Raw genomic sequence first — 21,818 nt, 5'->3', positions numbered from 1 at the left:
GTGATCGACGAACCGGCGCGCCAGCCGCACGACCTGAGCCACCTGACCGGACCGTTCGACGTGGTCGGCGACGTGCACGGCTGCCGCGTCGAGCTGGACCACCTGCTGCGCGAGCTGGGCTACTCCCCCGACGGCGAGCACCCCGAGGGCCGCACGGTCGCGTTCCTCGGCGACCTCGTCGACCGCGGCCCGGACACGCCGGGCGTGCTGCGGCTGGCCATGGGCATGGTGGCGGCGGGCAACGCCATCGCGGTGCGCGGCAACCACGAGGAGAAGCTGGTGCGCGCCCTGCGGGGCCGCGCCGTGCAGGTGGCGCACGGCCTGCGCGAGTCGCTCGACCAGCTCGCGCGCGAGACGCCGGGGTTCCGGGCCCGCGCGCTGGAGTTCTGCGACTCCCTGGTGCCGCACTACGTCCTCGACGGCGGCCGGCTCGTCATCGCCCACGCGGGCCTGCCCGAGCGCTACCACGGCGTGCAGTCGCCGAAGATGCGCGCCCTGGCCCTGTGGGGGCAGTCCACGGGCCGGCACGACGAGCGCGGCTTCCCCGTCCGCCACCCGTGGGCGGACGAGTACTCGGGCGCGGCGACGGTCCTCTACGGGCACACGCCCGTCGAGGCGCCGGAGTGGGTGAACGGGACGCTGTGCCTGGACACCGGCTGCGTGTTCGGCGGCCGGCTGACCGCGCTGCGCTACCCGGAGCGCGAGATCGTCTCCGTGCCCGCCCGCCGCGCCTGGTACGAGCAGGCGCGGCCCTAGGCGGCCCCTAGCCCTCCTCGACGGCCCCGTCGGCCTTCGCGGTCTTGCCTGTCTTCGCGGTGCCGGTCTTCGCGGGCTCGCCGTCGGTCCCGGCGGGCTCGTCGAAGGACGCGGGCAGCTTCTTCAGGTGCTTGTTCATCGACCGCACCAGGAAGAACACCGCGATGAAGAACAGCACCAGGAGCAGCAGGCCCAGCGGGGAGGACTTGCCGAAGTCCTCCTGCTGGCCACCGGGGTCCTTGTCGGTCGACGGCTGCTGCGCGAGCACCACCGCCGTGGTCAGCTCCAGCGGGACCGGGGTCGGGAGCGCCGTCACGCGGTCACCTTCTCCCGGACGCCCGCGAACAGGTCGTCCTCCGGCACGGTGCTGTCGACCAGCGACCTCGCCAGCTCGTACTCCTCGGTCGGCCACACCTCGCGCTGCGTCTCCAGCGGCACGGCGAACCAGCGGCTCGTCGGGTCGATCTGGGTGGCGTGGGCCTTCAGCGCCTCGTCGCGGACCGGGAACCAGTCCGCGCACTCGACCTGCGTGGTGACCCGCTCCATGACGTCGGGCCGGTCCTCGCCCCACCCGGCCAGCCACTCGGCGTACGGCGACTCCTGGCCGGCCGCGAGCAGGGCCTCGTGGAACGCCATCAGCTTCGCGCGCGAGAAGCCGTGGCTGTAGTAGAGCTTCAGCGGCTGCCACGGCTCGCCCAGCTCGGGGTAGCGGTCCGGGTCGCCCGCGGCGTCGAACGCGGCGACGGACACCTCGTGGCAGCGGATGTGGTCGGGGTGCGGGTAGCCGCCGTTCTCGTCGTAGGTGACGATCACGTGCGGGCGGAACTCGCGGATGACCTCCACCAGCGGCGGGGTGGACTCCTCCAGCGGCACGAGGGCGAAGCAGCCCTCGGGCAGCGGCGGCAGCGGGTCGCCCTCGGGCAGGCCCGAGTCGACGAAACCCAGCCAGCGGTGCTGCACGCCGAGGATCTCGGCGGCGCGCGCCATCTCGGCGCGGCGGATGCCGGCCATGTCGGCGAGCACCTCGGGGCGGTCCATGGCGGGGTTCAGGATGCTGCCCGCCTCGCCGCCGGTGCAGGTGACGACCATGACCTCGTGGCCCTCGGCGACGTAGCGGGCCATCGTGGCGGCGCCCTTGCTCGACTCGTCGTCGGGGTGCGCGTGCACCGCCATCAGGCGCAGCTTCTCAACCATGACGGTGGTGCTCCTCCTCCGGTACCCGGCCCCGCGGGGGCCTGGCGGACGGGGCCGAACGGCCCCCTGCGACACTCAACCGATCGCTGGCGGTCATTGTTCCCCACGGGCAGGAGGGCGTTCGCAGGTGGCACTGCCCGAAGGTCGGTACGGCACCCGACGCCGCCCCCTCCCGAAGTGGGCCCGTTGGTCACTCCCCGTGATCGCGGTGCTCATCGGCGGGGTTATCGCCTGGGTGGGCTACCGCAACCTCGGCACCATGCCCGTGGAGGCGAAGCAGACCGCGTTCACCGTCCGGGACGACAGCACGGTGGAGGTCACCTTCGAGGTCGTCCGGGAGACGCCCGAGGACGCCGTCGTGTGCATCGTGCGCGCGCGTTCCGAGGACGGCGACGAGAGCGGGCGCCGCGAGGTGCTCGTGCCGCCGGGGCCCGGCACGGTCCGGCAGACGACCGTGCTGAAGACGTCGAAACCGCCTGTTACCGGAGAGGTTTTCGGCTGCTCGTACCAGGTACCGGCTTACCTGTCCACGAGGTAGCGGCCAAGCGGGTGATCTGCGCTTTCAGCGGCCGATCCGGGAACAAAACGCCGTCGCCGAACGTTGTGCGCGTGTTACTCTGGCCTTTCAGCACGGCCCCGACGCGGGCCGTGTTTTTCCGTTCCGGGTTGGTGCGCCCGGGAACAGCCAGCCCACGCCGTGGGCCGGCGCAAGACGAGGAGTTGGTGACCGTGAGCGACACTGAGGTGACCTGGTTGACCCAGGAGGCCTACGACCGGCTCAAGGGAGAGCTGGACGAGATGATCGAGAACCGCCCGGTCATCGCCGCGGAGATCAACGCGCGTCGGGAAGAGGGTGACCTCCGCGAGAACGGCGGTTACCACGCCGCCCGTGAGGAGCAGGGCAAGCAGGAGGCCCGCATCCGCCAGTTGCAGGAGCTGCTGCGGGTCGCGAAGGTCGGCGAGGCGCCGACGGTCGCGGGCATCGCCGCACCCGGCATGGTGCTCACGGTGCGTTACGCCGGGGACGACGAGACCGAGGAGTTCCTGCTCGCCACCCGTGAGGAGGGCGCGCACGGCGCGCTGGAGGTCTACTCCCCCTCGTCCCCCCTGGGCAAGGCGTTGCTCGGCGCGAAGGACGGCGAGACCCGGCAGTACGAACTGCCCAACGGCAGCACGATGAAGGTGACGCTCATCAAGGCGGTGCCCTACGCGGGCTAGCCCCACAGACACCGGGAGGGGCGGCCACCACGCGGAGGTGGCCGCCCCTCCTGCTTGTCGGGCTGCTTGCCGAGGGTCGCCGGGCTGCTTGCCGGGCTGCTCGTCGGGCAGGTGTTCAGCGGATGCGCTCCAGCAGGGGGCGCACGCGCGGCGGGACGGGCGTGGACAGGGCGATCGAGGTCGAGAGCCGCTGCACGCCCGGCACGTCGACGATCGAGTCGATCACCCGTTGCAGGTCGGCGTTCGAGCGGGCCACCAGGCGCGCGAACAGGTCGCCCTGGCCGGTGGTCGCGTGCACCTCGCACACCTCGTTGATGGCGGCCAGGCCGTCGCACACCTCCTGCCGCCTGCCCTGGGCGATCTCCAGCACGGCGAACGCGGTGAGGCCGTAGCCCATCGCGGCCAGGTCGAGCGCCGGCGGGAAGCCGGTCAGCACGCCCCGCGCCACCAGCCGGTCCAGCCGCGCCTGCACCGTGCCGCGCGCCACCCCCAGCCGCCGCGAGCACTCCAGCACGCCCAGCCGCGGCTCGTCGGTGAGCAGCAGCAACAGCCGCGCGTCGAGCGCGTCCACGACCTGGTCAGAGTGTTCAACCTGCTGGGGTTCGGGCATGGCTCACTGTACAAATCGACCAGCGAAACAACCAACTGTTGCTCACCCTGACCAGGCGCGCACATCCTGGGTGCATGACGCAGCAGCTTGACGACGTGAGCTACGACCAGCTCCGCCAACTCGTGGGCCTGGTCGACTACGACGGGACGCGGGACCCGTTCCCCGTCCGCTCCATGGACGCCGTGGTCTTCGTGGTCGGCAACGCGACCCAGACCGCGTGGTTCTACCAGGTGGCCTTCGGGATGCAGCTCGTCGCCTACGCCGGCCCCGAGACCGGGCAGCGGGACCACAAGTCCTTCGTGCTCAAGTCCGGGTCCGCGCGGTTCGTGATCAACGGTGGCGTCTCGCCCGACAGCCCGCTGCTCGACCACCACCGGCGGCACGGCGACGGCGTCGTCGACCTCGCCCTGGAGGTCGCCGACGTCGACCGGTGCGTCGAGCACGCGCGGTCGCAGGGCGCCACCGTGCTCGTGGAGCCGCACGACCTGTCCGACGAGCACGGCACCGTGCGGGTGGCGTCCATCGCGACGTACGGCGAGACCCGGCACACCCTCGTCGACCGGTCCGAGTACACCGGCCCGTACCTGCCCGGATATGTGGCGAGGGAGAGCACGGTCGTCCGGCCCGAGGGCGCGCCGAAGCGGTTGTTCCAGGCGGTCGACCACTGCGTGGGCAACGTCGAGCTGGGCCGGATGGACTACTGGGTCGAGTGGTACAACCGCGTCATGGGCTTCGTGAACATGGCGGAGTTCATCGGCGACGACATCGCGACGGACTACTCGGCGCTGATGTCGAAGGTCGTGTCGAACGGCAACCACCGGGTCAAGTTCCCGCTCAACGAGCCCGCGGTCGCGCAGAAGAAGTCGCAGATTGACGAGTACCTGGAGTTCTACGAGGGCGCCGGCGTGCAGCACATCGCGCTCGCCACGAACGACATCGTGACGACGCTGAAGGCCATGCGCGCGGCGGGCGTGGAGTTCCTGGAGACGCCCGACTCGTACTACGACGACCCGGAGCTGCGGGCGCGCATCGGTGAGGTGCGGGTGCCGATCGAGGTGCTCAAGGAGCACCGCATCCTGGTCGACCGGGACGAGGACGGGTACCTGCTCCAGATCTTCACCAAGCCGATCGGCGACCGGCCGACCGTGTTCTACGAGCTGATCGAGCGGCACGGGTCGCTGGGCTTCGGCAAGGGCAACTTCAAGGCGCTGTTCGAGGCGATCGAGCGCGAGCAGGAGCGCCGCGGCAACCTCTGACGCGCAGTCCAGGAACTCCGCGGGGGTTTCCGACGTTGTGGTCGGCAACGGGCCGGTCCGGGCACCCCCGGGCCGGCCCTTCCTGTCGGAAAGCTGACGATGCCCTGACGGGTGCCCCGGGACCGGTACCCTCGGTGTATCTCACACAGCATTCACCTGGAGGGTGGCATGGCGCTCGCGGCTCGGGTCACCGCGGTGCTCCCGCTCGTCGGAGCGGTCGCCACGGCCGCGGCGCTGACCGGTGCGGCCTTCTTCTCCGTGGCCCACGCGGGGTGCGCGGACACGGGGCGGTTCGTGGACCGCGGGGGCGTGGTCGAGTTCGTCGGTGGTTGCGTGGACGGCGAGGACCTGCCCGCCGTGCCGCCCAGGGTGGAGAACGCGCGGTACCCCGTCCAGCCGTGACCTGGGGTTATGCGTTTTCGGGCTGCACGATCGGGTGATCATGGGGCCGAACATGTACGGAAACGCCGTTACGCCACTCGGTGAAGACATGAGGAACCCGGCACCACCACCCGACCCGAACCCACCCCCACGCCGCCCCCGACCCCGGCCCGTGCCCCGACCCCGGCCGTGACGGCGGTCCCGGCCGTGACGGCGGTCCCGGCCCCGGCCCTGACGGCGGCAACCCGCACCACCCCCGCCGCCCACCCACTCGCCTCACGCACCTGCCGCCGCGCCGCCCACCCGCGCACGCCTCGCGCCGCCCACCCGCGCCACCCGCGCCGCACGCACGCGCCTCGCGCCGCCCGCGCGGATCACCGCCCGCCGCCCGCTGCCCGCCGTCTGCCCTCGGCCCGCGCGATCGGTGCGGCGAGCCGGCAACGGGTGGAGTCGAGGTCGGCGCGGCGCGGTCGGCAGGCGAGGGCGGGGCGGCGCGTGGGGATGTCGGCGGTTGGGCGTGTGCCGGGGGGATTTGGGCGATAGTGGGGGCATGTGTCGCAACATCAGGGTGCTCCACAACTTCGAGCCGCCCGCCACGGATGACGAGGTCCACGCGGCGGCGGTGCAGTACGTGCGCAAGGTCAGCGGGTCGACGCACCCGTCGGCGGTCAACCAGGAGGCGTTCGACGCGGCCGTCGAGGCGGTCGCGGAGGCCACTCGCGCGTTGTTGGCGTCGCTGGTGACGAAGGCCCCGCCGCGTGATCGCGAGGTGGAGGCGGCGAAGGCCAAGGAGCGCGCCGCGGTTCGCTACGGATCGCGGTGAGGCGGCAGCCGGCTGGGCGGCAGCTGGCTGGGCGATGAGCGGTGGGCAACAGGCGGTAGGGCGGCGGTGAGCAGCAGGACGGCGTGCGACGGCCGACCGGGCATGGGGCTTGGCCCGGTCGGCCGTGGCGCGGGTGGTTCGGGCGCGGGTGGTTCAGGCGCGGGTGGTTCAGGCGCGGGTGGTTCAGGCGCGGGTGGTTCAGGCGCGGGTGGTTCAGGCGCGGGTGGTTCAGGCGCGGGTGGTGGTGCGGGTCAGTCGAGGGCGGTGACCAGGTCGGCCACCAGGTCGTCGGCCGACTCGATGCCGACCGAGATGCGGATCAGGTCGGCGGGTACCTGGAGCAGCGAGCCGGCGGTGCTGGCGTGGGTCATCCGGCCCGGGTGCTCGATCAGGGACTCGACACCTCCGAGTGATTCGGCGAGCGTGAAGAGCTTCGTGCGCGAGCACACGCGCAGCGCCGCCTCCTCGCCGCCCTCGACGGTGAACGAGATCATGCCGCCGAACCGGCGCATCTGCTTCGCCGCCACCTCGTGACCGGGGTGCTCGGGCAGGCCCGGGTAGAGGACGCGGGTCACCTTCGGGTGCCGCAGGAGCGCCTCGGCGACCTTCTCGGCGTTGTCCGAGTGCTTCTCCATGCGCACTTCGAGCGTCTTGATGCCGCGCAGCGTCAGCCACGCGTCGAACGGCCCGGGCACCGCACCGGCCCCGTTCTGGAGGAAGCCGAACGCCGCGTCCAGCTCGTCGTCCGACGTCACGAGCGCACCGCCGACCACGTCGGAGTGCCCGCCCACGTACTTGGTCGTGGAGTGCAGCACGACGTCCGCGCCGAGCGCGAGCGGGCTCTGGAGGTACGGCGAGGCGAACGTGTTGTCGACCACGAGCTTCGCGTCCGCCGAGTGCGCGACCTGCGCCAGCACGGCGATGTCGGCGATGTTGAGCAGCGGGTTGGTGGGGGTCTCGACCCAGATGACCTTGGTGTTGGGCCGCACGGCGGCGCGCACGGCGTCGACGTCGGACAGCGCGACGGGCGTGTGCTCGACGCCCCACTGGGACAGCACCTTGTCGATGAGCCGGAACGTGCCGCCGTAGGCGTCGTTGGGGATGACGACGTGGTCACCGGGCCGGCACAGGGCGCGCAGCGCCGTGTCGGTCGCGCCCATGCCGGAGGCGAACGCGCGGCCGTGCCGCCCACCCTCCAGCGCGGCCAGGCACTCCTCCAGGGCGGCCCGCGTGGGGTTGCCCGTGCGGGAGTACTCGAAGCCGCCGCGCAGCCCGCCGACGCCGTCCTGCGCGTAGGTCGAGGTGGCGTGGATCGGCACGATGACCGAGCCCGTCGTCGGGTCAGGTGCCTGCCCGGCGTGGATGGCCCTGGTCGCGAAACCGTGGTGACCGGTGTCCGTCATGCACTTAGGGTACGGCCGCGCGAAAAGCAACCGCCCGTCGGCTGGTGGCCGACGGGCGGTTGGGTGAAAGGGCGATCAGCTCACCACTGCGGCGGCTGCTGGCCGTACTGACCGGGCTGCTGCCCCGGCTGGCCGTACTGGCCCGGCTGCTGCTGGCCGTACTGCCCCGGCTGGCCGTAGGGCTGCTGGCCGTACGCCTGCTGGCCGGGCTGACCGGGCTGCTGGCCCGGCTGGCCGTACTGGCCGTACTGCCCGGACTGCTGCGGCTGCTGCCCCTGCTGCTGACCCGGCTGGCCCGGTTGGCCGTAACCGCCGGGCGACGCCGACGCCGACGCCGACTCCGGCGCGTTCACCACGACCGTCTTCATGATCTTGTCGGCCCACGTCTGCTTCTTCGGCTCCCACAGCGGCGCGAAGTAGCCCGCGTAGCAGGGGATGCCGTCGACGATGTGGCAGAGCTGGCGCACGAACACGTTGCCGAAGCCGACGGGCTGGCCGGTCTCCTCGCTGACCAGCTTGATCTTCGCGATCTTCTTGCCGTACGACTGGCCGGTGGTGCCCTGGAGGTACAGCGTGTTGTAGATGACGAAGGCGATGACCGCCAGGTACCCGATGCCGCCGACGATCAGCGTCAGCGTCGGGTCGCCGACGGCGAGGGTGATGAGGACCAGGGCGGCGACGACGACACCGGGCGCCAGGCCGTCGACGAGGAAGCCCATGACGCGGGAACCCCACTCGGCGTAGCCGCCGGCGGGCGCCGGGTAGCCGGCGGGCTGGCCGTACCCGGCGGGCTGGCCGTAGCCGGGCTGCGCGCCCCACTGCTGCTGCTGGCCGTACCCGGGCTGCTGGCCGTACTGCGCGGGCTGCTGGCCGTAAGGCTGCTGCTGACCGTACTGCGCGGGCTGCTGGCCGTAGGGCTGCTGGCCGTACTGGGCGGGCGGCTGGCCGTAGGGGGGCGGCTGCTGCGCGGGGAAGCCGCCGGACGCCGACGCGGGCTGCGCCGGGAAGCCGCCGGAGCCGGGCTGCTGCTGCTGGCCGAAGCCGGGGGTGGGCGGCTGCTGGGCACCGGACGACACGACCTGCGTGGTGTCGGCGTTGCCCGCGGGCTGCTGGCCGGTGGTGGGGACCACCTGGGTGGCCTCCGGGGGCGGGAACGCAGGGGGCTGCCCGCCGCTCGGCACGACCTGGGTCGCGTCGGCGTTCGAGGGCTGGGCACCCTGCCCCTGCTCCTGCTGGTTGTGACCGCCGAACTGCTGGTTCCCCGGCGGCTGCGGAGCGTTCATCGGAGTTTCCAACCCCCTTGGCACGGGCCGTAGGTGTAGTGAGTCGGTGCCCAACGCTAGCGGATCGCGCTGCCCGTGCCACGGGCAACCGGGCAACGCGTCCGCACCGCGGCGGTTCAGCGACCTGCGAGGAAACCCAGGATGTCCTGCCGGGTGACGACGCCGGCGGGCTTGCCGTCCTCCAGCACGAGGGCACCGTCCGCTGAGGACAGTGCGGTCATCGCGGAGCTGATCGGCTCGCCCGCGCCGAGGGTGGGCAGCTTGGGCGACATGTGCCGGTCGAGCCGGTCGGTCAGCTGCGCCTTGCCGGTGAACAGCGCGTCGAGGAGGTCGCGCTCGTTGACGGCGCCCGCGACCTCGGCGGCCATGACGGGCGGTTCGGCGTTGACGACGGGCATCTGGGACACGCCGTACTCGCGCATGATCGCGACGGCCTCGGCGACCGTCTCGTTGGGGTGGCCGTGCACGAGGTCGGGCACGGTGCCGTCCTTGCGGCGCAGCACGTCGCCGACGGTGGCGCCGGAGGTGTCGGGCGACAGGAAGCCGTACTGGGCCATCCACTTGTCGTTGAAGACGCTCGACAGGTAGCCGCGGCCGCCGTCGGGCAGCAGGACGACGATGACGTCGTCGGGGCCGGCGTCCTCGGCGACGCGCAGGGCGGCGGCGACGGCCATGCCGCAGGAGCCGCCGACGAGGAGGCCCTCCTCGCGGGCGAGGCGGCGGGTCAGCTCGAAGGAGTCGGCGTCGGACACGGCGACGATGTCGTCGCACACGGTGCGGTCGTAGGCGTCGGGCCAGAAGTCCTCGCCGACGCCCTCGACGAGGTAGGGGCGGCCGGTGCCGCCGGAGTAGACGGAGCCCTCGGGGTCGGCGCCGATGACCTTGACCCGGCCGCCGGAGGCTTCCTTGAGGTAGCGGCCGGTGCCGGAGATGGTGCCGCCGGTGCCGACGCCCGCGACGAAGTGGGTGATGCGGCCCTCGGTCTGCCGCCACAGCTCGGGTCCGGTGCCGTGGTAGTGGCTGGCGGGGTTCTCCGGGTTGGCGTACTGGTTGGGCTTCCAGGCGCCGGGGATCTCGGCGACGAGCCGGTCGGAGACGTTGTAGTAGGAGTCGGGGTGCTCGGGCGGGACGGCCGTGGGGCACACGACGACCTCGGCGCCGTACGCCTTGAGCACGTTGCGCTTGTCCACCGACACCTTGTCGGGGCAGACGAAGACGCACTTGTAGCCCTTCTGCTGGGCCACGAGCGCCAGGCCGACGCCGGTGTTGCCCGAGGTGGGCTCGACGATCGTGCCGCCGGGCTTCAGCTCGCCGCTGCGCTCGGCGGCCTCGACCATGCGCAGCGCGATGCGGTCCTTCACGCTGCCACCGGGGTTGAGGTACTCGATCTTGGCCAGGACGAGCGGCCGGAGCCCCTCGGCCACCGCGTTCAGCTTCACCAGCGGGGTGTTGCCGACCAGGTCGACGACGCTCTCGACGTACTCCACGACGGCCCTTCCACTTCTTGAGATGACGTGCTGAGCGTATATCGCGGAGGCGGTGGACGGCCGGTGCAGCGGCGCGGCGTCGTTCGTCACGAGTGGTGGCCGCGCTGAACAAGCGTTAACTAGGCTGCACGTCACACGCCGCGGCGAAACAAAGGAGTTCCGTAATGCCGGAAGCCGTGATCGTCTCCGCCGCCCGGTCGCCCATCGGGCGCGCGGGCAAGGGATCGCTCAAGGATGTGCGCGCCGACGACCTCACCGTGCAGGTCCTCAAGGCCGCGCTGGCGAAGGTCCCGGAGCTGGACCCCGCCGACATCGACGACCTCATGCTCGGCTGCGGCCTGCCCGGCGGTGAGCAGGGCTTCAACATGGCCCGCGTCGTCGCCGTGCTCGCCGGGTACGACACCCTGCCCGGCACCACCGTCACCCGCTACTGCGCGTCCAGCGTGCAGACGACCCGCATGGCGCTGCACGCCATCAAGGCCGGCGAGGGCGACGTGTTCGTCAGCGCGGGCGTCGAGACCGTCTCCAGCTTCGCCCGCGGCTCCTCGGACTCGTGGCCGGACACGCACAACCCGCTGTTCGCCGAGGCCGAGGGCCGCACCGCCGCCACCGCGCAGACCGGCGCGGACGAGTGGGTCGACCCGCGCGCGAACGGCTCGCTGCCCGACGTCTACATCGCCATGGGCCAGACCGCGGAGAACCTCGCCCGCGTCAAGGGCGTGTCCCGCGAGGAGATGGACGAGTTCGGCGTCCGCTCGCAGAACCTCGCCGAGAAGGCCATCGCCAACGGCTTCTGGGCCCGCGAGATCACCCCCGTCACCCTGCCCGACGGCAGCACGGTGTCCGCCGACGACGGCCCCCGCGCCGGCGTCACCCTGGAGGGCGTGTCCGGGCTCAAGCCGGTGTTCCGCCCCGACGGCCGGGTCACCGCGGGCAACTGCTGCCCGCTCAACGACGGCGCGGCGGCGTTGGTGATCATGAGCGACACCAGGGCGAAGGAGCTGGGCATCACGCCGCTGGCGCGGATCGTGTCCACCGGCGTGTCGGGGCTGTCGCCGGAGATCATGGGCCTGGGGCCGGTGGAGGCGTCCAAGCGGGCGCTCGCGCTCGCCGGGCTCACCATCGGCGACATCGACCTGGTCGAGATCAACGAGGCGTTCGCCGCGCAGGTCATCCCGTCGTACCGGGACCTGGGCATCGACCTGGACCGGCTGAACGTCAACGGCGGCGCGATCGCGGTGGGCCACCCGTTCGGCATGACCGGCGCGCGGATCACCACGACGTTGATCAACTCGCTGCGGTTCCACGACAAGCAGTTCGGCCTGGAGACCATGTGCGTCGGCGGCGGGCAGGGCATGGCCATGGTCATCGAGCGCCTCAGCTGACCTGGTCACGAACGCAGAACTCAGGGGTCCTGAGCGTTGGACTCTCGGGTCGCGAGCGTAGGACTCTCGGGTCGCGAGCGTAGGACTCTCGGGGTCTGGGCGTAGGACTCTCGGGGTCTGGGCGTTGGACTCTCGGGAAAGCGGAGGGCGCCCCGGCTGGTGGCCGGGGCGCCCTCGGTCGTTCAGGAGCGGGAGGTCAGTCGCTGCTCTGGAGGTAGGACAGCAGGCGCAGGATCTCCAGGTAGAGCCACACGAGGGTGGTCATCAGGCCGAACGCCGCCCACCACGCCCACTTGGCCGGCACGCCCGAGCGGATCATCTCGTTCGCCGACTCGAAGTCGAGCAGGAAGCTGAACGCGGCGATGCCGATCACCAGGAGCGAGAAGCCGATGGCGAGCGGGCTGCCGTCGCGCAGGCCCGAGTTCACGCCGAACAGGCTGAGCACCAGGTTGCCGAGCATCAGCACGGCGACGCCCACGACCGCGCCGATGATCCACTTGGTCAGGCGCGGCGTGACGCGGATCGCACCGGTCTTGTAGACCACGAGCATCGCGCCGAAGACGCCGAACGTGCCGAGGATGGCCTGCAGGGCGATGCCCGGGAAGAAGCTCTCGAACACGCCGGTGATGCCACCGAGGAACACGCCCTCGGCCGCCGCGTAGGTCAGCACCAGCGGAGCGCTCGGCTTCCGCTTGAAGATGATGACCAGCGACACGACCAGGCCGATGATGAGACCCGGCAGCATCAGCGCGAACGGCGCGACCTGGCCGGACAGCACCAGCCACGCCGAGATGAAGCCGGTGACCAGGGTGACCGCGAGCGTCATCGCGGTCTTGGTCACCACGTCGTCGATGGTGATCGGGCGCTCGCCGGCGACCGGCGGCGCGCCCTGGTAGCCGCCGTACTGCTCGGTGCCGTACTGCTGGCCGTACGGCTGTCCGTAGGGCTGGCCGAATCCTGCTGCCTGCTGTCCGCCGCCTGTCGGCAGGTTGCGGAACGCGGGGTTGCTGGTGGTGCGCACCTCGTCCTCCTGTGGCGTTCTTACGCCGTCACGGGGTCCAACGACCACACGAGTCGATTCGTTCCCGTCGGGTAAAAGTGACTTTACTCGGGCTGTCGATCTCTCATCCACACCCCGCGTGGCGGAGCGTAGTCGGCGTTCCACCCCGCTGGAGGCTTGTCCTGGCGATCACCCACCCGTAAGGCTGCCTGCGGCAGCTCTTACGACGCGCCCGAGGGGTAATTGACGATCATGAGGCGGAGACGACTCGCCGGTGCCGCGTTGGCCGCCGGCGTGGCCCTGCTCACCCTGCCCGCCGCCGCGAACGCCGCCCCCGAGGAGGGCATCGGGTACGAGGTCGCCGCTCAGGGCTACAACGGCAAGCCCGCAGGCGAGGGCGACTGGCTCGGTTCCTACGAGTGGAACGGGCAGCGCGTCTGGTGCGTGCAGTACTCGCTGCTCGCACCCGACAGCGACGTCGAGTACAAGGACGGCGACGAACTCCTGTCCAAGGGCGGCGCGCCGCTGTCCCCCGAGGTCGCCGCGAACATCTCCTACCTGCTGCTCCGGTACGCGAACACCGAGTCGTACGACGAGGCCGCCGCGCTGGCGCACCTGCTGCACTCGTGGACCGCGTTCGAGGACCCCGCCCGGGGCATCTCGCTCGACGGGAACAGCGACTTCCGGCACATCGCCTACAACGAGCGGTTCCACTACGACGAGCTGGGCAAGCCCGCGTTCGGGCAGGCGCAGGCGGCCGTGGACCGGCTGCGCGCCGACGCCGAGGCCAACCGCGGGCCGTGGGCGGCCAGGGTGAGCGCCCCCGAGGGCGAGCAGGTCATCGGCAGCCCCGACACGTGGGTGGTGGACATCACCAAGACCGCGGGCGGTCACGTCACCGGCCTGCCGGTGACCGTGCAGCTGACGGACGCCACGCTGGAGGACGGCTCGGCCTCCGGGCAGCTCACCACGCCGACCGACGGCAAGGCGCTCGCCGTGAAGGTCGTGCCGACCGGCCCGAACCCGTCGTTCAGCGTCTCGCTCAACGGCCCGGCCGAGCGGCCGCGCGTGCGGGTGCCCGCGAACAACGTCTCGATGCAGCGGATCGTCACGACGGGCGGCGAGCAGCCGCTGGCCGCGAACGCGACGACCACGGCGAAGACCGCGCCCGGCGCGGTGCAGGTCGCCAAGACCGACGAGGAGACCGGCAAGGCCGTCGCGGGCACGGCGCTGAAGATCACCGCCGCCGACGGCAGGTCCCCGGCGAAGCGGCAGGACGACACCGACCTGACCGGTCCCGAGGGCCAGCCGGTCGTGCTCCAGACGGGCGCGGACGGCCTGGCGACCGTGCCGGACCTGCGCACCCCGCAGGAGATCTGCGTGATCGAGGTCGCGGCGGCCAAGGGCTACCAGGAGCACTTCGACCCGAACGCGCCGCCGAAGGCGTGCGGGCGGGTGGAACCCGGGCAGACCCTGGCCGTGTCCATGAAGAACAAGCCCGACAAGCCCATCGTGCCCATCACCATCCCGGCCGGCGCGGACGGCTCCGGGGTCGTGGCCACGGCGTCGTTCACCACCGAGGTCCGCACCGGCGCCCTGGTCGGCTCCGGCGGCGTGCTGCTGCTCGGTGTCGCGCTGGTGGGCCTGCTGGCCCGGCGGCGGATCGCGCGGCGGTCCTGAGCGGGAACCGGGACACCGCGTGAAGGCACTGCTGACCGGCGTGGCGGTGGCGGCCCTGGTCGCCTCCGCCGCGCTCGTCGCCACCCGTTCCGGCGACGTCGTGCTCCTGGGCGCGCCCGCCCCGGCGGACGCCGTCGTGCCGCACCCGCTGGGTGACAGCTCCCGCTCCGGCCGGGGCGTGGACCTGGCCGGGATGCCCGTCGGGGCGAACGCGCCCGCCTCGCCGCCCCCGGCCCCGGACCGGACGCCCACGGCCGCGCCGCAGCCCGACCAGCCGCCGCAACAACAGCAACAACAGCCGGCCGCCCAGCGGCCGGGCACGGTCCGGCTCCCGCAGGGCGGCCTGGCGACGCTGGTCCGCGAGGAGGTCACCGCCGACGGCGTCCTGCCGGTGCCCGAGGGCGTGGGCGAGGCGACGTGGTGGGGCGTGGACCTCGGCGCGGCCGAGGGCGCCACCGTCCTGGCCGGGCACGTGAACTGGAAGGGCATGACCGGCCCGTTCGACGAGCTGTGGCGCTCGGCCGCGGGCCAGCGGGTCACCGTCGTCGACACCGCCGGGAAGTCCTACACCTTCACCGTCACGCAGGTCGAGGCGGTGCGCAAGGACGACCTGCCGAACCGGGCGGTCGAGCTGTTCGGGCCGCGCGGGCCGCACCGGCTGGTGCTCGTCACGTGCGGCGGCCGGTGGGTCGGCGGCGGCACCGGCTACGAGGAGAACCGCGTGGTGGTCGCGACCCCGGCGTGACCGCGTCGTGACGCGGAGGCAACCTGCGGCCACTCCACGTCGTCCTGTGGTTGTGAAGCGATGGGGCTGGGTCTCGACGGGCGTCGCGCTGGCGCTCACGCTCGTGGTGCTCGCCGTGCTGGGCGCCCGCGAGCCGGGACCGACCACCGACGTCGGCGACCTCGCCGCCCCGCTGCCGATGGCGCCGCGCGCCACCGGCGGCACCACCCCCTCGGCCGCCCCGCCGACGGTGCCGATGCCCGCCGCCCCGCCGTCCTGGATGCGGCGGATGCAGCCCGGCGAGAGGCCGCCCCAGTTCGTGCTGTTCTCCTTCGACGGCGCGGCGTCGAAGGAGCACTGGGACCGGATCATGCCGCTGGCCGCGAGCGTGGACGCGCACGTCACCGGTCTGCTGTCCGGCGTGTACCTGGTCGCGGACCAGGACGCCGGGACCTACACCGGCCCCGGCCACGAGCCGGGCTACTCGTCGATCGGCTTCGGCGGGTCGCCCGCCGACGTGGCGCTGCGGATCGACTACCTCAACGCCGCGATCGCCGCCGGCCACGAGATCGGCACCCACTACAACGGCCACTACTGCGAGGCGGACAAGCCGAACGTGGGGAGCTGGAACACCGAGCAGTGGAACCGCGAGCTGGACCAGTTCTTCGCCATCGTGGAGAAGGCCCGGCGGCAGGGCTTCGCGCTCGACCCGGCGACCGTGCGCGGCGGGCGCACCCCGTGCCTGGAGGGGAACTGGGACGAGGCGTTCCCGGCGATGCGGCAGCACGGCCTGGTCTACGACACCAGCCACGTGAGCCTGGGCGTGGTGTGGCCCTTCGTGCGGGACGGCGTGTGGGAGTTCCCGATGCCCGAGGTCCGCGTGCCCGCCCTGGGCAAGCAGGTCGTGATGATGGACTACAACCTCTGGTACGCGCTCAACGGCGCGCGGGAGGAGCCGCACCGGGCCGCGGACTTCACGCGGATCGTGCTGGACACCTACCGCTCGGTGTACCAGGAGGCGTTCAACGGCAACCGCGCGCCGGTCGTGATCGGCAACCACTTCAACGAGTGGGCGGGCGGCGCGTTCAGCGGCGCGGTGGAGGGGTTCCTGGGCGAGGTGTGCGCGAAGCCGGAGACGGTGTGCGCCACCTACACCGAGGTCGTGCAGTGGATGCAGTTGCAGGACCCGGTGGTGCTGGACCAGCTGCGCCGCAACCCGGCCGCGCGCAACTGACGCCCGGCGGGGCCGCGCCGGGATCGGGGGGTTAGCCCCACCGCGTCCGCGCGGGCCGGCCGGGAGAATCCCGGCCATGACGGACCACGACCTCGTGCGCGGCGCCCGCGCCCGGCTGACCCAGGCCGCGCGGGGGCTCGCGCGGACGCCGCTGTGCCTGGTCGGGCTGCTGCTCGTGCCGCTCCAGCTCGTCACCTACCCGCTGATCCTGGTGACCGTCGGCGTGCCGCTGCTGCTGCTGGCGACCGCCGCGGCCCGCGGCTACGCGGGGCACGCCCGCCGCTGGGCCGGGGGCGTGCTCGGGGAGGAGGTCCCGTCGCCCTACCGGCGGCCCGCGAACCGGGGGCCGATGACCCGGGTCCGCACGGTCGCCACCGACCCGGCGACGTGGCGCGACCTGGCGTTCCTGCCGGTGAACGCGGTCCTCGGCGTGCTCTGCGGCGTGCTGCCGGCGGTGCTGTGGCTGGGCGGGCCGCTCGGCGTGCTGACACCCGTGCTGTGGCTGCTCGGCGAGGAGCAGGTGGACTTCAGCCTCGTCGACGGCCGCACGCCGGGGGGTTTCGTGCTGGCCCCGCTGATGGGCGCCGGCTACCTGGCGGCGGCCTGGTGGGCCACCCCGCGCGCCGCCCTGCTGCACGCCCGCGTCACCCGGTGGCTGCTCGCGCCCGGCGCGACGGCCGCGCTCACCGACCGGGTCCGGGTCCTGGCCGACTCGCGCGCCGACACGGTCGACGCCCAGGCCGCCGAGCTGCGCCGCATCGAGCGCGACCTGCACGACGGCGCGCAGGCCCGGCTGGTGGCGCTCGGCATGAGCCTGGGCATGGCGGAGGAGCTGCTGGCCCGCGACCCGGACGCGGCCCGCGGGCTGCTCGCCGAGGCCCGGCAGTCGTCGTCGCAGGCGCTGGCCGAGCTGCGCGGCCTCGTGCGCGGCATCCACCCGCCGGTGCTCGCCGACCGCGGCCTCGACGGCGCGCTGCGCGCCCTGGCCCTGGCGCACCCGCTGCCGGTGGAGGTGGACCTGGAGCTGGACGGCCGCCCCGAGGCCCCGGTCGAGTCGGCCGCCTACTTCGCGGTCGCGGAGACCCTGACGAACTCGGCCAAGCACAGCGGCGCGACCGGCGCGTGGGTCCGCGTCCGGCACGAGGGCGGCCGGCTGGTCCTGGTGATCGGCGACAACGGGCGCGGCGGCGCGGAGCCCGCCGAGGGCGGCGGGTTGCGGGGGATCGAGCGACGGCTGGCCGCGTTCGACGGCAGACTCGGGATCGCGAGCCCGGTGGGCGGGCCGACCGTCGTGACCATGGAGCTGCCGTGCGGGTTGTCCTCGGTGAAGACCTCGTCCTCCTCCGGGACGGCCTGATCCGGCTGCTCCGGGCGTACGACTTCGACGTCGTCGAGGCGGTCGACTCCGGTCCCGCGCTCCTCGACGCCCTCCTCGACCACCGCCCGGACGTGGCGGTGGTCGACGTGCGCCTGCCGCCGACGTTCACCGACGAGGGGCTGCGCGCGGCGATCGAGGCGCGCAAGCGGGTGCCCGGCCTGCCCGTGCTGGTGCTCTCCCAGTACGTCGAGCAGCTGTACGCGCGGGAACTGCTCTCCGACCGGGGCGGCGCGGTCGGCTACCTGCTCAAGGACCGGGTGTCGGACGTGCGGCAGTTCGTCGACGCGATCCGCCGGGTCGCCGCGGGCGGTACCGCGATGGACCCGGAAGTCGTCACGCAACTGCTCGCGCGGGGTGCGCGCGACCGACCGCTGACGACGTTGACGCCGCGCGAGCGGGAAGTGCTCTCGCTGATGGCGGAGGGCCGTTCCAACGGCGCGATCGCGTCCCGGCTGTTCGTGACGGAGAAAGCGGTGGGCAAACACATCACGAACATCTTCGGGAAGCTCGGGCTGCCGATGTCCGGGGACGACAACCGGCGGGTGCTCGCGGTCCTCGCGTATTTGGACCGCGTCTAAATCGTTTCTTAGGCTAAGTACCATTCCGGTTCCCACCACGGACAAGGTTCCACCACGGACAAGGGGAGCACATGGGCACCACCGCGGAGTTGGCCGGCGAACTGCTCGACCTGGTCTTGTCGCAGTCGCCGCTGGGCGCGACGGCGAACGGCGTGCCGGGGTACGACCACCTCCTGCCCGACCACCGCGCGGACACCGAGCAGGCGGTCCGGGCACGCGCCCTGGACATCGTCGCGCGGGCCCGCGCGCTGCCCGCCGACGACGACCCGGTGACCCGCTCGGTCGTCGTGCGGCAGGCCGAGGCGGTGGTCGACCTGGTCGACGCGCGCGGCGTCGAGTACACGATCACCGACTCGTTCTTCGCGCCCGCCGGCGAGGTGCTGGCGGTGATGCCGACGACCGCGCTGCCGGACGAGGAGGCCGAGCGGGCCTACCTGGACCGGCTGGCCGCGCTGCCGGAGTTCCTGCGCCGGGTGGCGCGGCGGCACCTGGACGGCGCGGCGGCCGGCCGCACGCCCGTGCGGCACCTGGTCGAGGCGGCCGTGGCGCACCTGGACCGCTACCTGGCCGCCGACGAGGACCCGCTGGCCCGCCCCCGGGGCGGCGAGGCGTTCAGCGCCGAGCGGGACCGCCTGCTGGCCGAGGTCGTGCGGCCCGCGTTCGCCGCCTACCGCGACGCGATCGCGGGCATCGAGGGCCGGCCCGAGGACCGGGCGGGCCTGACCTGGCTGCCCGGCGGCGACGCGACGTACGCGGCGCTGGCCCGCGTGCAGACCACGACCGACCGCACGCCGGAGGAGCTGCACCGCACCGGCCTGGACCTGATGGCGAAGCTCCGCGACGAGTACGCCGAGCTGGGCGGGCGGGTGTTCGGCACGACCGACCCGGCCGAGGTGTTCGAGCGGATGCGCACCGACCCGGAGCTGCGCTGGACGTCCGAGGACGAGCTGCTCGACGCCGCCCGCGAGGCCGTGACCAGGGCGGAGGAGGCCGCGCCGCGCTGGTTCGGCCGGCTGCCGCAGACGCGGTGCCTGGTCGAGGCGGTGCCCGCCGCCGACGCGCCGGGCGCGCCCACCGCCTACTACATGCCGCCGTCGCTGGACGGGACGCGGCAGGGCACCTACTTCGCGAACACCCACCGCGTGACCGAGCGGTTCCGCTACCAGGCCGAGGCCATCGCGTTCCACGAGGCCGTGCCGGGGCACCACTTCCAGATCGCGCTCGCCCAGCGGCTCGCCGACCTGCCGCTGCTGCGCCGGGTCACCGGCTTCACCGCCTACGCGGAGGGCTGGGGCCTCTACACCGAGCGGCTGGCCGACGAGATGGGCCTGTACTCGTCGGACGTGGCGCGGCTGGGGATGCTGGCGCTCGACTCGATGCGCGCCGGGCGGCTGGTCGTGGACACCGGCCTGCACGCGCACGGCTGGAGCCGGCAGCGGGGCGTGGACTACCTGCGGGAGAACACGCCGCTGGCGCTCGTCGAGATCGAGAACGAGGTCGACCGCTACCTCGCCGCGCCCGGCCAGGCGCTGGCGTACATGGTGGGCCGGCTGGAGATCCTCCGGGTCCGCGACGGTGCCGAGCGGGCGCTGGGCGACCGGTTCGACGTGCGGGCGTTCCACGACGTGGTGCTGGGCGGCGGCGCGCTGCCGCTGTCCGTGCTCGACGAGGTCGTCGCGGAATGGGTGCGCGCCCAGGGCTGATACCCCGCCGTGATACGCGGGAGTGATACCTGAATTGCTCCGAACGGGTGACGGGGGACTCCGGCGACGGAGTCCCCGCGTCTCGATGCGGTGACCGATCACCCGGCAGAAGGGTGAACCCGACCTGAAGCGCGACGTGCCCCCGACGGGATTCGAACCCGTACTGTGACTCTTTTAAGGAGCCTGCCTCTACCTATTGGGCTACGGGGGCAGCGGGGAGCTTAAGCCGTTACCCAGCGTTCGTGGGGCAGGTTCACAACAAGTCGCCCGCACGGCTCAATGCGTTCCGCTATGCGCTCATTCGGGTAATGGACCCGGCGCGCTCATCCCAAGTACGACTTCGTGATAAGCGTCACAGCCAAGAGTGCGTTCTGCCGATCCATACCGCAATGGTGCGGAGAAGCCGATACCAAAACGGGGAGTCGGAGCAACCAGATATGCGGTGCGCGACAAGTGACCCGCATCCACGCGGGTCGCACGCATTCGGACAACGCGCTGCGCGCACGGCGTGTCGCGGCGCCACCTCGTCCGTTCGGGGACACCGGTGCACGAGAGGGCCGGCGGCTCCGCGGTCCCGCGGAGCGCGGACCGGCGGTGGTGGGGGTGGTCGCCCCGGACCGCGGCGCCGCCCCGGTGGGACGGCGTCGCGCGCTCAGCGACCTCTGCCCGCACCCAGGAGCTCCTTGAAGCGCGCCGCCACCCACCCGTGCACCGCGCGGGACACCTGGTCGTCCCCCGCCCGGTGCTCGAACCAGCGCCAGTCGCAGTTGACGTTGACCTCCAGGAACACGTGGTCGCCGCCCGAGACGAGCAGGTCGAACGCGGCCACCTGGAGCCGCCAGTGCCGCGCCAGCGCCAGCAGCCGGTCGGTCAGCCCGCGCGGCACGTCGACCGGGCTCACCCGGACCGCGCCGGGGTCCACCCACAGCTGCGCCGGGTCCAGCTTGTCCACCTGGAAGGCCAGGCACTCCTCGCCGACCACGAACACCCGCAGCTCGGTCTCGGACGGCACGTACTCCTGCACGATCACCGGCGCGGACTCGGGCACGTCACCGGCGCGGCTGGTCTCCAGCGGGCGCGGGAACAGGCCGTGCTGCATCCCCGGGCGGGGTTCGAGCAGGTGGCGGCCGGAGGTCTTGACGATGCACCGCGCGCCGCCGGGGCGGGTGCGGCCGGGCCGGGTGGTCACCGCGGTGCGCGGCACCCGCAGGCCGAACGCGGCGGCGTCGGACAGCTGGGTGAGCCGGTCGAGGTGGGCAGTCGCGCGGCTGGGGTTGACGTGCGCCCAGTCGCCGCGGCTGGACAGCCAGTTCGCCACCGCGCCCCACTGGTCCACGGCGTAGGCGCCGGCGAGCGTGCCGGGCTCGACCGGGATGGACGCCAGCTCGAAGTGCCTGCGCCACACCAGCAGCGGGCGCAGCAGCCAGCGGTCCAGCTCCAGCAGGGGCTGGTCGGTGTAGACGGTGAGGGGGAGGTCCGTCGAGCGGTCGGCGTCGATGCGGGCCATCCGGATGCCCCGCTCGGCGAGCGCGATGGAGAGCTCGTTCATCTCCATGTCGGCCGCGCGGGCCAGGACCAGCACGCACGGCACCGGGCTGCCGTCGCCCTCGTCGACCATCCCGAGCTTGTGCACCTGCTCCTGGAAGTCCAGGTTCTTCGGCTGGGAGCGGAAGAGGTAGTCCTGGCCTTGCAGCAGCAGCGGGGTGGGCGGGACCGGCGGGACGG

The 21,818-nt window shown here is 72.7% G+C and carries 20 protein-coding genes, 1 tRNA gene and 1 pseudogene; 13 read left to right on the top strand and 9 right to left on the bottom strand.

Going from position 1 to position 21,818, the window contains the following annotated elements:
* Positions 1-753 (top strand): annotated as a pseudogene (locus ACR807_RS29540) (metallophosphoesterase); the annotation flags it as partial.
* A 10-nt stretch (positions 754-763) separates the two neighbouring features.
* Here the strand turns inward: ACR807_RS29540 and ACR807_RS29535 are convergent.
* Both ACR807_RS29535 and mca read right to left on the bottom strand, forming a co-directional pair.
* Positions 764-1,072 (bottom strand): hypothetical protein, encoded by a 309-nt coding sequence (locus ACR807_RS29535; RefSeq protein ID WP_438924722.1) that lies wholly within the window; start codon positions 1,070-1,072, stop codon positions 764-766.
* Entirely contained in the window at positions 1,069-1,950 is an 882-nt protein-coding gene (gene mca, locus ACR807_RS29530) for a mycothiol conjugate amidase Mca (RefSeq protein WP_438924721.1), read from the bottom strand. The genes ACR807_RS29535 and mca overlap by 4 nt, the downstream gene beginning before the upstream one ends.
* Positions 1,951-2,077: 127 nt before the next feature.
* Here mca and ACR807_RS29525 point away from each other — a divergent pair, with 127 nt between their 5' ends.
* Both ACR807_RS29525 and greA read left to right on the top strand, forming a co-directional pair.
* Positions 2,078-2,488, top strand: coding sequence for a DUF4307 domain-containing protein (locus ACR807_RS29525; RefSeq protein ID WP_438924720.1), 411 nt, complete (start codon positions 2,078-2,080; stop codon positions 2,486-2,488).
* Positions 2,489-2,673: 185 nt separating this feature from the next.
* On the top strand, positions 2,674-3,168 hold the full coding sequence (gene greA / locus ACR807_RS29520; RefSeq protein ID WP_438924719.1) for a transcription elongation factor GreA: 495 nt from the start codon (positions 2,674-2,676) through the stop codon (positions 3,166-3,168).
* Between the two features lie 115 nt (positions 3,169-3,283).
* Here the strand turns inward: greA and ACR807_RS29515 are convergent, their stop codons facing one another.
* Complete coding sequence (locus tag ACR807_RS29515) at positions 3,284-3,778, bottom strand: Lrp/AsnC family transcriptional regulator (protein WP_438924718.1); 495 nt, start codon at positions 3,776-3,778, stop codon at positions 3,284-3,286.
* Positions 3,779-3,852: 74 nt separating this feature from the next.
* Between ACR807_RS29515 and hppD the strand changes: the two genes are divergently transcribed.
* From hppD to ACR807_RS29500, 3 genes are all read left to right on the top strand, one after another.
* Positions 3,853-5,034 (top strand): 4-hydroxyphenylpyruvate dioxygenase, encoded by a 1,182-nt coding sequence (hppD, locus tag ACR807_RS29510; RefSeq protein ID WP_438924717.1) that lies wholly within the window; start codon positions 3,853-3,855, stop codon positions 5,032-5,034.
* 168 nt (positions 5,035-5,202) lie between these two features.
* On the top strand, positions 5,203-5,436 hold the full coding sequence (locus ACR807_RS29505; protein WP_438924716.1) for a hypothetical protein: 234 nt from the start codon (positions 5,203-5,205) through the stop codon (positions 5,434-5,436).
* Between the two features lie 529 nt (positions 5,437-5,965).
* On the top strand, positions 5,966-6,238 hold the full coding sequence (locus ACR807_RS29500; protein WP_438924715.1) for a DUF2277 domain-containing protein: 273 nt from the start codon (positions 5,966-5,968) through the stop codon (positions 6,236-6,238).
* A 251-nt stretch (positions 6,239-6,489) separates the two neighbouring features.
* On the opposite strand, the gene ACR807_RS29495 is transcribed toward ACR807_RS29500, so the two are convergent.
* The 3 genes from ACR807_RS29495 to ACR807_RS29485 form a co-directional block, all read right to left on the bottom strand.
* Complete coding sequence (locus tag ACR807_RS29495; RefSeq protein ID WP_438924714.1) at positions 6,490-7,641, bottom strand: cystathionine gamma-synthase; 1,152 nt, start codon at positions 7,639-7,641, stop codon at positions 6,490-6,492.
* Positions 7,642-7,721: 80 nt separating this feature from the next.
* On the bottom strand, positions 7,722-8,924 hold the full coding sequence (locus ACR807_RS29490; RefSeq protein WP_438924713.1) for an RDD family protein: 1,203 nt from the start codon (positions 8,922-8,924) through the stop codon (positions 7,722-7,724).
* Positions 8,925-9,040: 116 nt separating this feature from the next.
* Positions 9,041-10,411 carry a cystathionine beta-synthase gene (locus ACR807_RS29485; RefSeq protein ID WP_438924712.1) on the bottom strand — a complete coding sequence of 457 codons (1,371 nt, stop codon included), beginning with the start codon at positions 10,409-10,411 and terminating at the stop codon, positions 9,041-9,043.
* Between the two features lie 164 nt (positions 10,412-10,575).
* Between ACR807_RS29485 and ACR807_RS29480 the strand changes: the two genes are divergently transcribed.
* Positions 10,576-11,796 (top strand): acetyl-CoA C-acetyltransferase, encoded by a 1,221-nt coding sequence (locus tag ACR807_RS29480; protein WP_438924711.1) that lies wholly within the window; start codon positions 10,576-10,578, stop codon positions 11,794-11,796.
* A gap of 196 nt (positions 11,797-11,992) precedes the next feature.
* Here ACR807_RS29480 and ACR807_RS29475 read toward each other — a convergent pair whose 3' ends face one another.
* A complete protein-coding gene (locus ACR807_RS29475) occupies positions 11,993-12,817 on the bottom strand; it encodes a Bax inhibitor-1/YccA family protein (protein WP_438924710.1) in 825 nt (274 codons plus the stop codon).
* Positions 12,818-13,048: 231 nt separating this feature from the next.
* Here ACR807_RS29475 and ACR807_RS29470 point away from each other — a divergent pair, with 231 nt between their 5' ends.
* The 6 genes from ACR807_RS29470 to ACR807_RS29445 all read left to right on the top strand — a co-directional run bounded on the left by ACR807_RS29470 (position 13,049) and on the right by ACR807_RS29445 (position 20,093).
* On the top strand, positions 13,049-14,476 hold the full coding sequence (locus ACR807_RS29470; RefSeq protein WP_438924709.1) for an MSCRAMM family protein: 1,428 nt from the start codon (positions 13,049-13,051) through the stop codon (positions 14,474-14,476).
* Between the two features lie 19 nt (positions 14,477-14,495).
* Entirely contained in the window at positions 14,496-15,221 is a 726-nt protein-coding gene (locus ACR807_RS29465) for a class F sortase (protein ID WP_438924708.1), read from the top strand.
* A 46-nt stretch (positions 15,222-15,267) separates the two neighbouring features.
* Positions 15,268-16,434 carry a polysaccharide deacetylase family protein gene (locus ACR807_RS29460; RefSeq protein WP_438924707.1) on the top strand — a complete coding sequence of 389 codons (1,167 nt, stop codon included), beginning with the start codon at positions 15,268-15,270 and terminating at the stop codon, positions 16,432-16,434.
* 76 nt (positions 16,435-16,510) lie between these two features.
* Positions 16,511-17,791 (top strand): sensor histidine kinase, encoded by a 1,281-nt coding sequence (locus ACR807_RS29455; protein ID WP_438924706.1) that lies wholly within the window; start codon positions 16,511-16,513, stop codon positions 17,789-17,791.
* Positions 17,743-18,390 carry a LuxR C-terminal-related transcriptional regulator gene (locus ACR807_RS29450; RefSeq protein WP_438924705.1) on the top strand — a complete coding sequence of 216 codons (648 nt, stop codon included), beginning with the start codon at positions 17,743-17,745 and terminating at the stop codon, positions 18,388-18,390. Before ACR807_RS29455 ends, ACR807_RS29450 begins: the two co-directional genes overlap by 49 nt.
* A gap of 71 nt (positions 18,391-18,461) precedes the next feature.
* On the top strand, positions 18,462-20,093 hold the full coding sequence (locus tag ACR807_RS29445; protein ID WP_438924704.1) for a DUF885 domain-containing protein: 1,632 nt from the start codon (positions 18,462-18,464) through the stop codon (positions 20,091-20,093).
* Positions 20,094-20,230: 137 nt separating this feature from the next.
* Here ACR807_RS29445 and ACR807_RS29440 read toward each other — a convergent pair.
* Together ACR807_RS29440 and ACR807_RS29435 are read right to left on the bottom strand one after the other, a co-directional pair.
* Positions 20,231-20,304, bottom strand: a tRNA-Leu gene (locus tag ACR807_RS29440).
* 441 nt (positions 20,305-20,745) lie between these two features.
* Positions 20,746-21,818, bottom strand: a 1,073-nt coding sequence (locus ACR807_RS29435; protein WP_438924703.1) for an ATP-grasp domain-containing protein, incomplete at its 5' end; no start/stop codon positions are given.

It is taken from the genome of Saccharothrix sabaoui, assembly GCF_051756985.1.
In the GTDB taxonomy this organism is placed as follows: Bacteria; Actinomycetota; Actinomycetes; order Mycobacteriales; family Pseudonocardiaceae; genus Actinosynnema.
This window is presented reverse-complemented; position numbering and strand designations above follow the sequence as displayed.

Coding starts and splice junctions, on each gene's coding strand:
- mca (WP_438924721.1), bottom strand. CDS start 1,950: ATGGTTGAGAAGCTGCGCCTGATGGCGGTGCACGCGCACCCCGACGAC.
- ACR807_RS29515 (WP_438924718.1), bottom strand. CDS start 3,778: ATGCCCGAACCCCAGCAGGTTGAACACTCTGACCAGGTCGTGGACGCG.
- hppD (WP_438924717.1), top strand. CDS start 3,853: ATGACGCAGCAGCTTGACGACGTGAGCTACGACCAGCTCCGCCAACTC.
- ACR807_RS29505 (WP_438924716.1), top strand. CDS start 5,203: ATGGCGCTCGCGGCTCGGGTCACCGCGGTGCTCCCGCTCGTCGGAGCG.
- ACR807_RS29500 (WP_438924715.1), top strand. CDS start 5,966: ATGTGTCGCAACATCAGGGTGCTCCACAACTTCGAGCCGCCCGCCACG.
- ACR807_RS29495 (WP_438924714.1), bottom strand. CDS start 7,641: ATGACGGACACCGGTCACCACGGTTTCGCGACCAGGGCCATCCACGCC.
- ACR807_RS29490 (WP_438924713.1), bottom strand. CDS start 8,924: ATGAACGCTCCGCAGCCGCCGGGGAACCAGCAGTTCGGCGGTCACAAC.
- ACR807_RS29480 (WP_438924711.1), top strand. CDS start 10,576: ATGCCGGAAGCCGTGATCGTCTCCGCCGCCCGGTCGCCCATCGGGCGC.
- ACR807_RS29470 (WP_438924709.1), top strand. CDS start 13,049: ATGAGGCGGAGACGACTCGCCGGTGCCGCGTTGGCCGCCGGCGTGGCC.
- ACR807_RS29455 (WP_438924706.1), top strand. CDS start 16,511: ATGACGGACCACGACCTCGTGCGCGGCGCCCGCGCCCGGCTGACCCAG.
- ACR807_RS29445 (WP_438924704.1), top strand. CDS start 18,462: ATGGGCACCACCGCGGAGTTGGCCGGCGAACTGCTCGACCTGGTCTTG.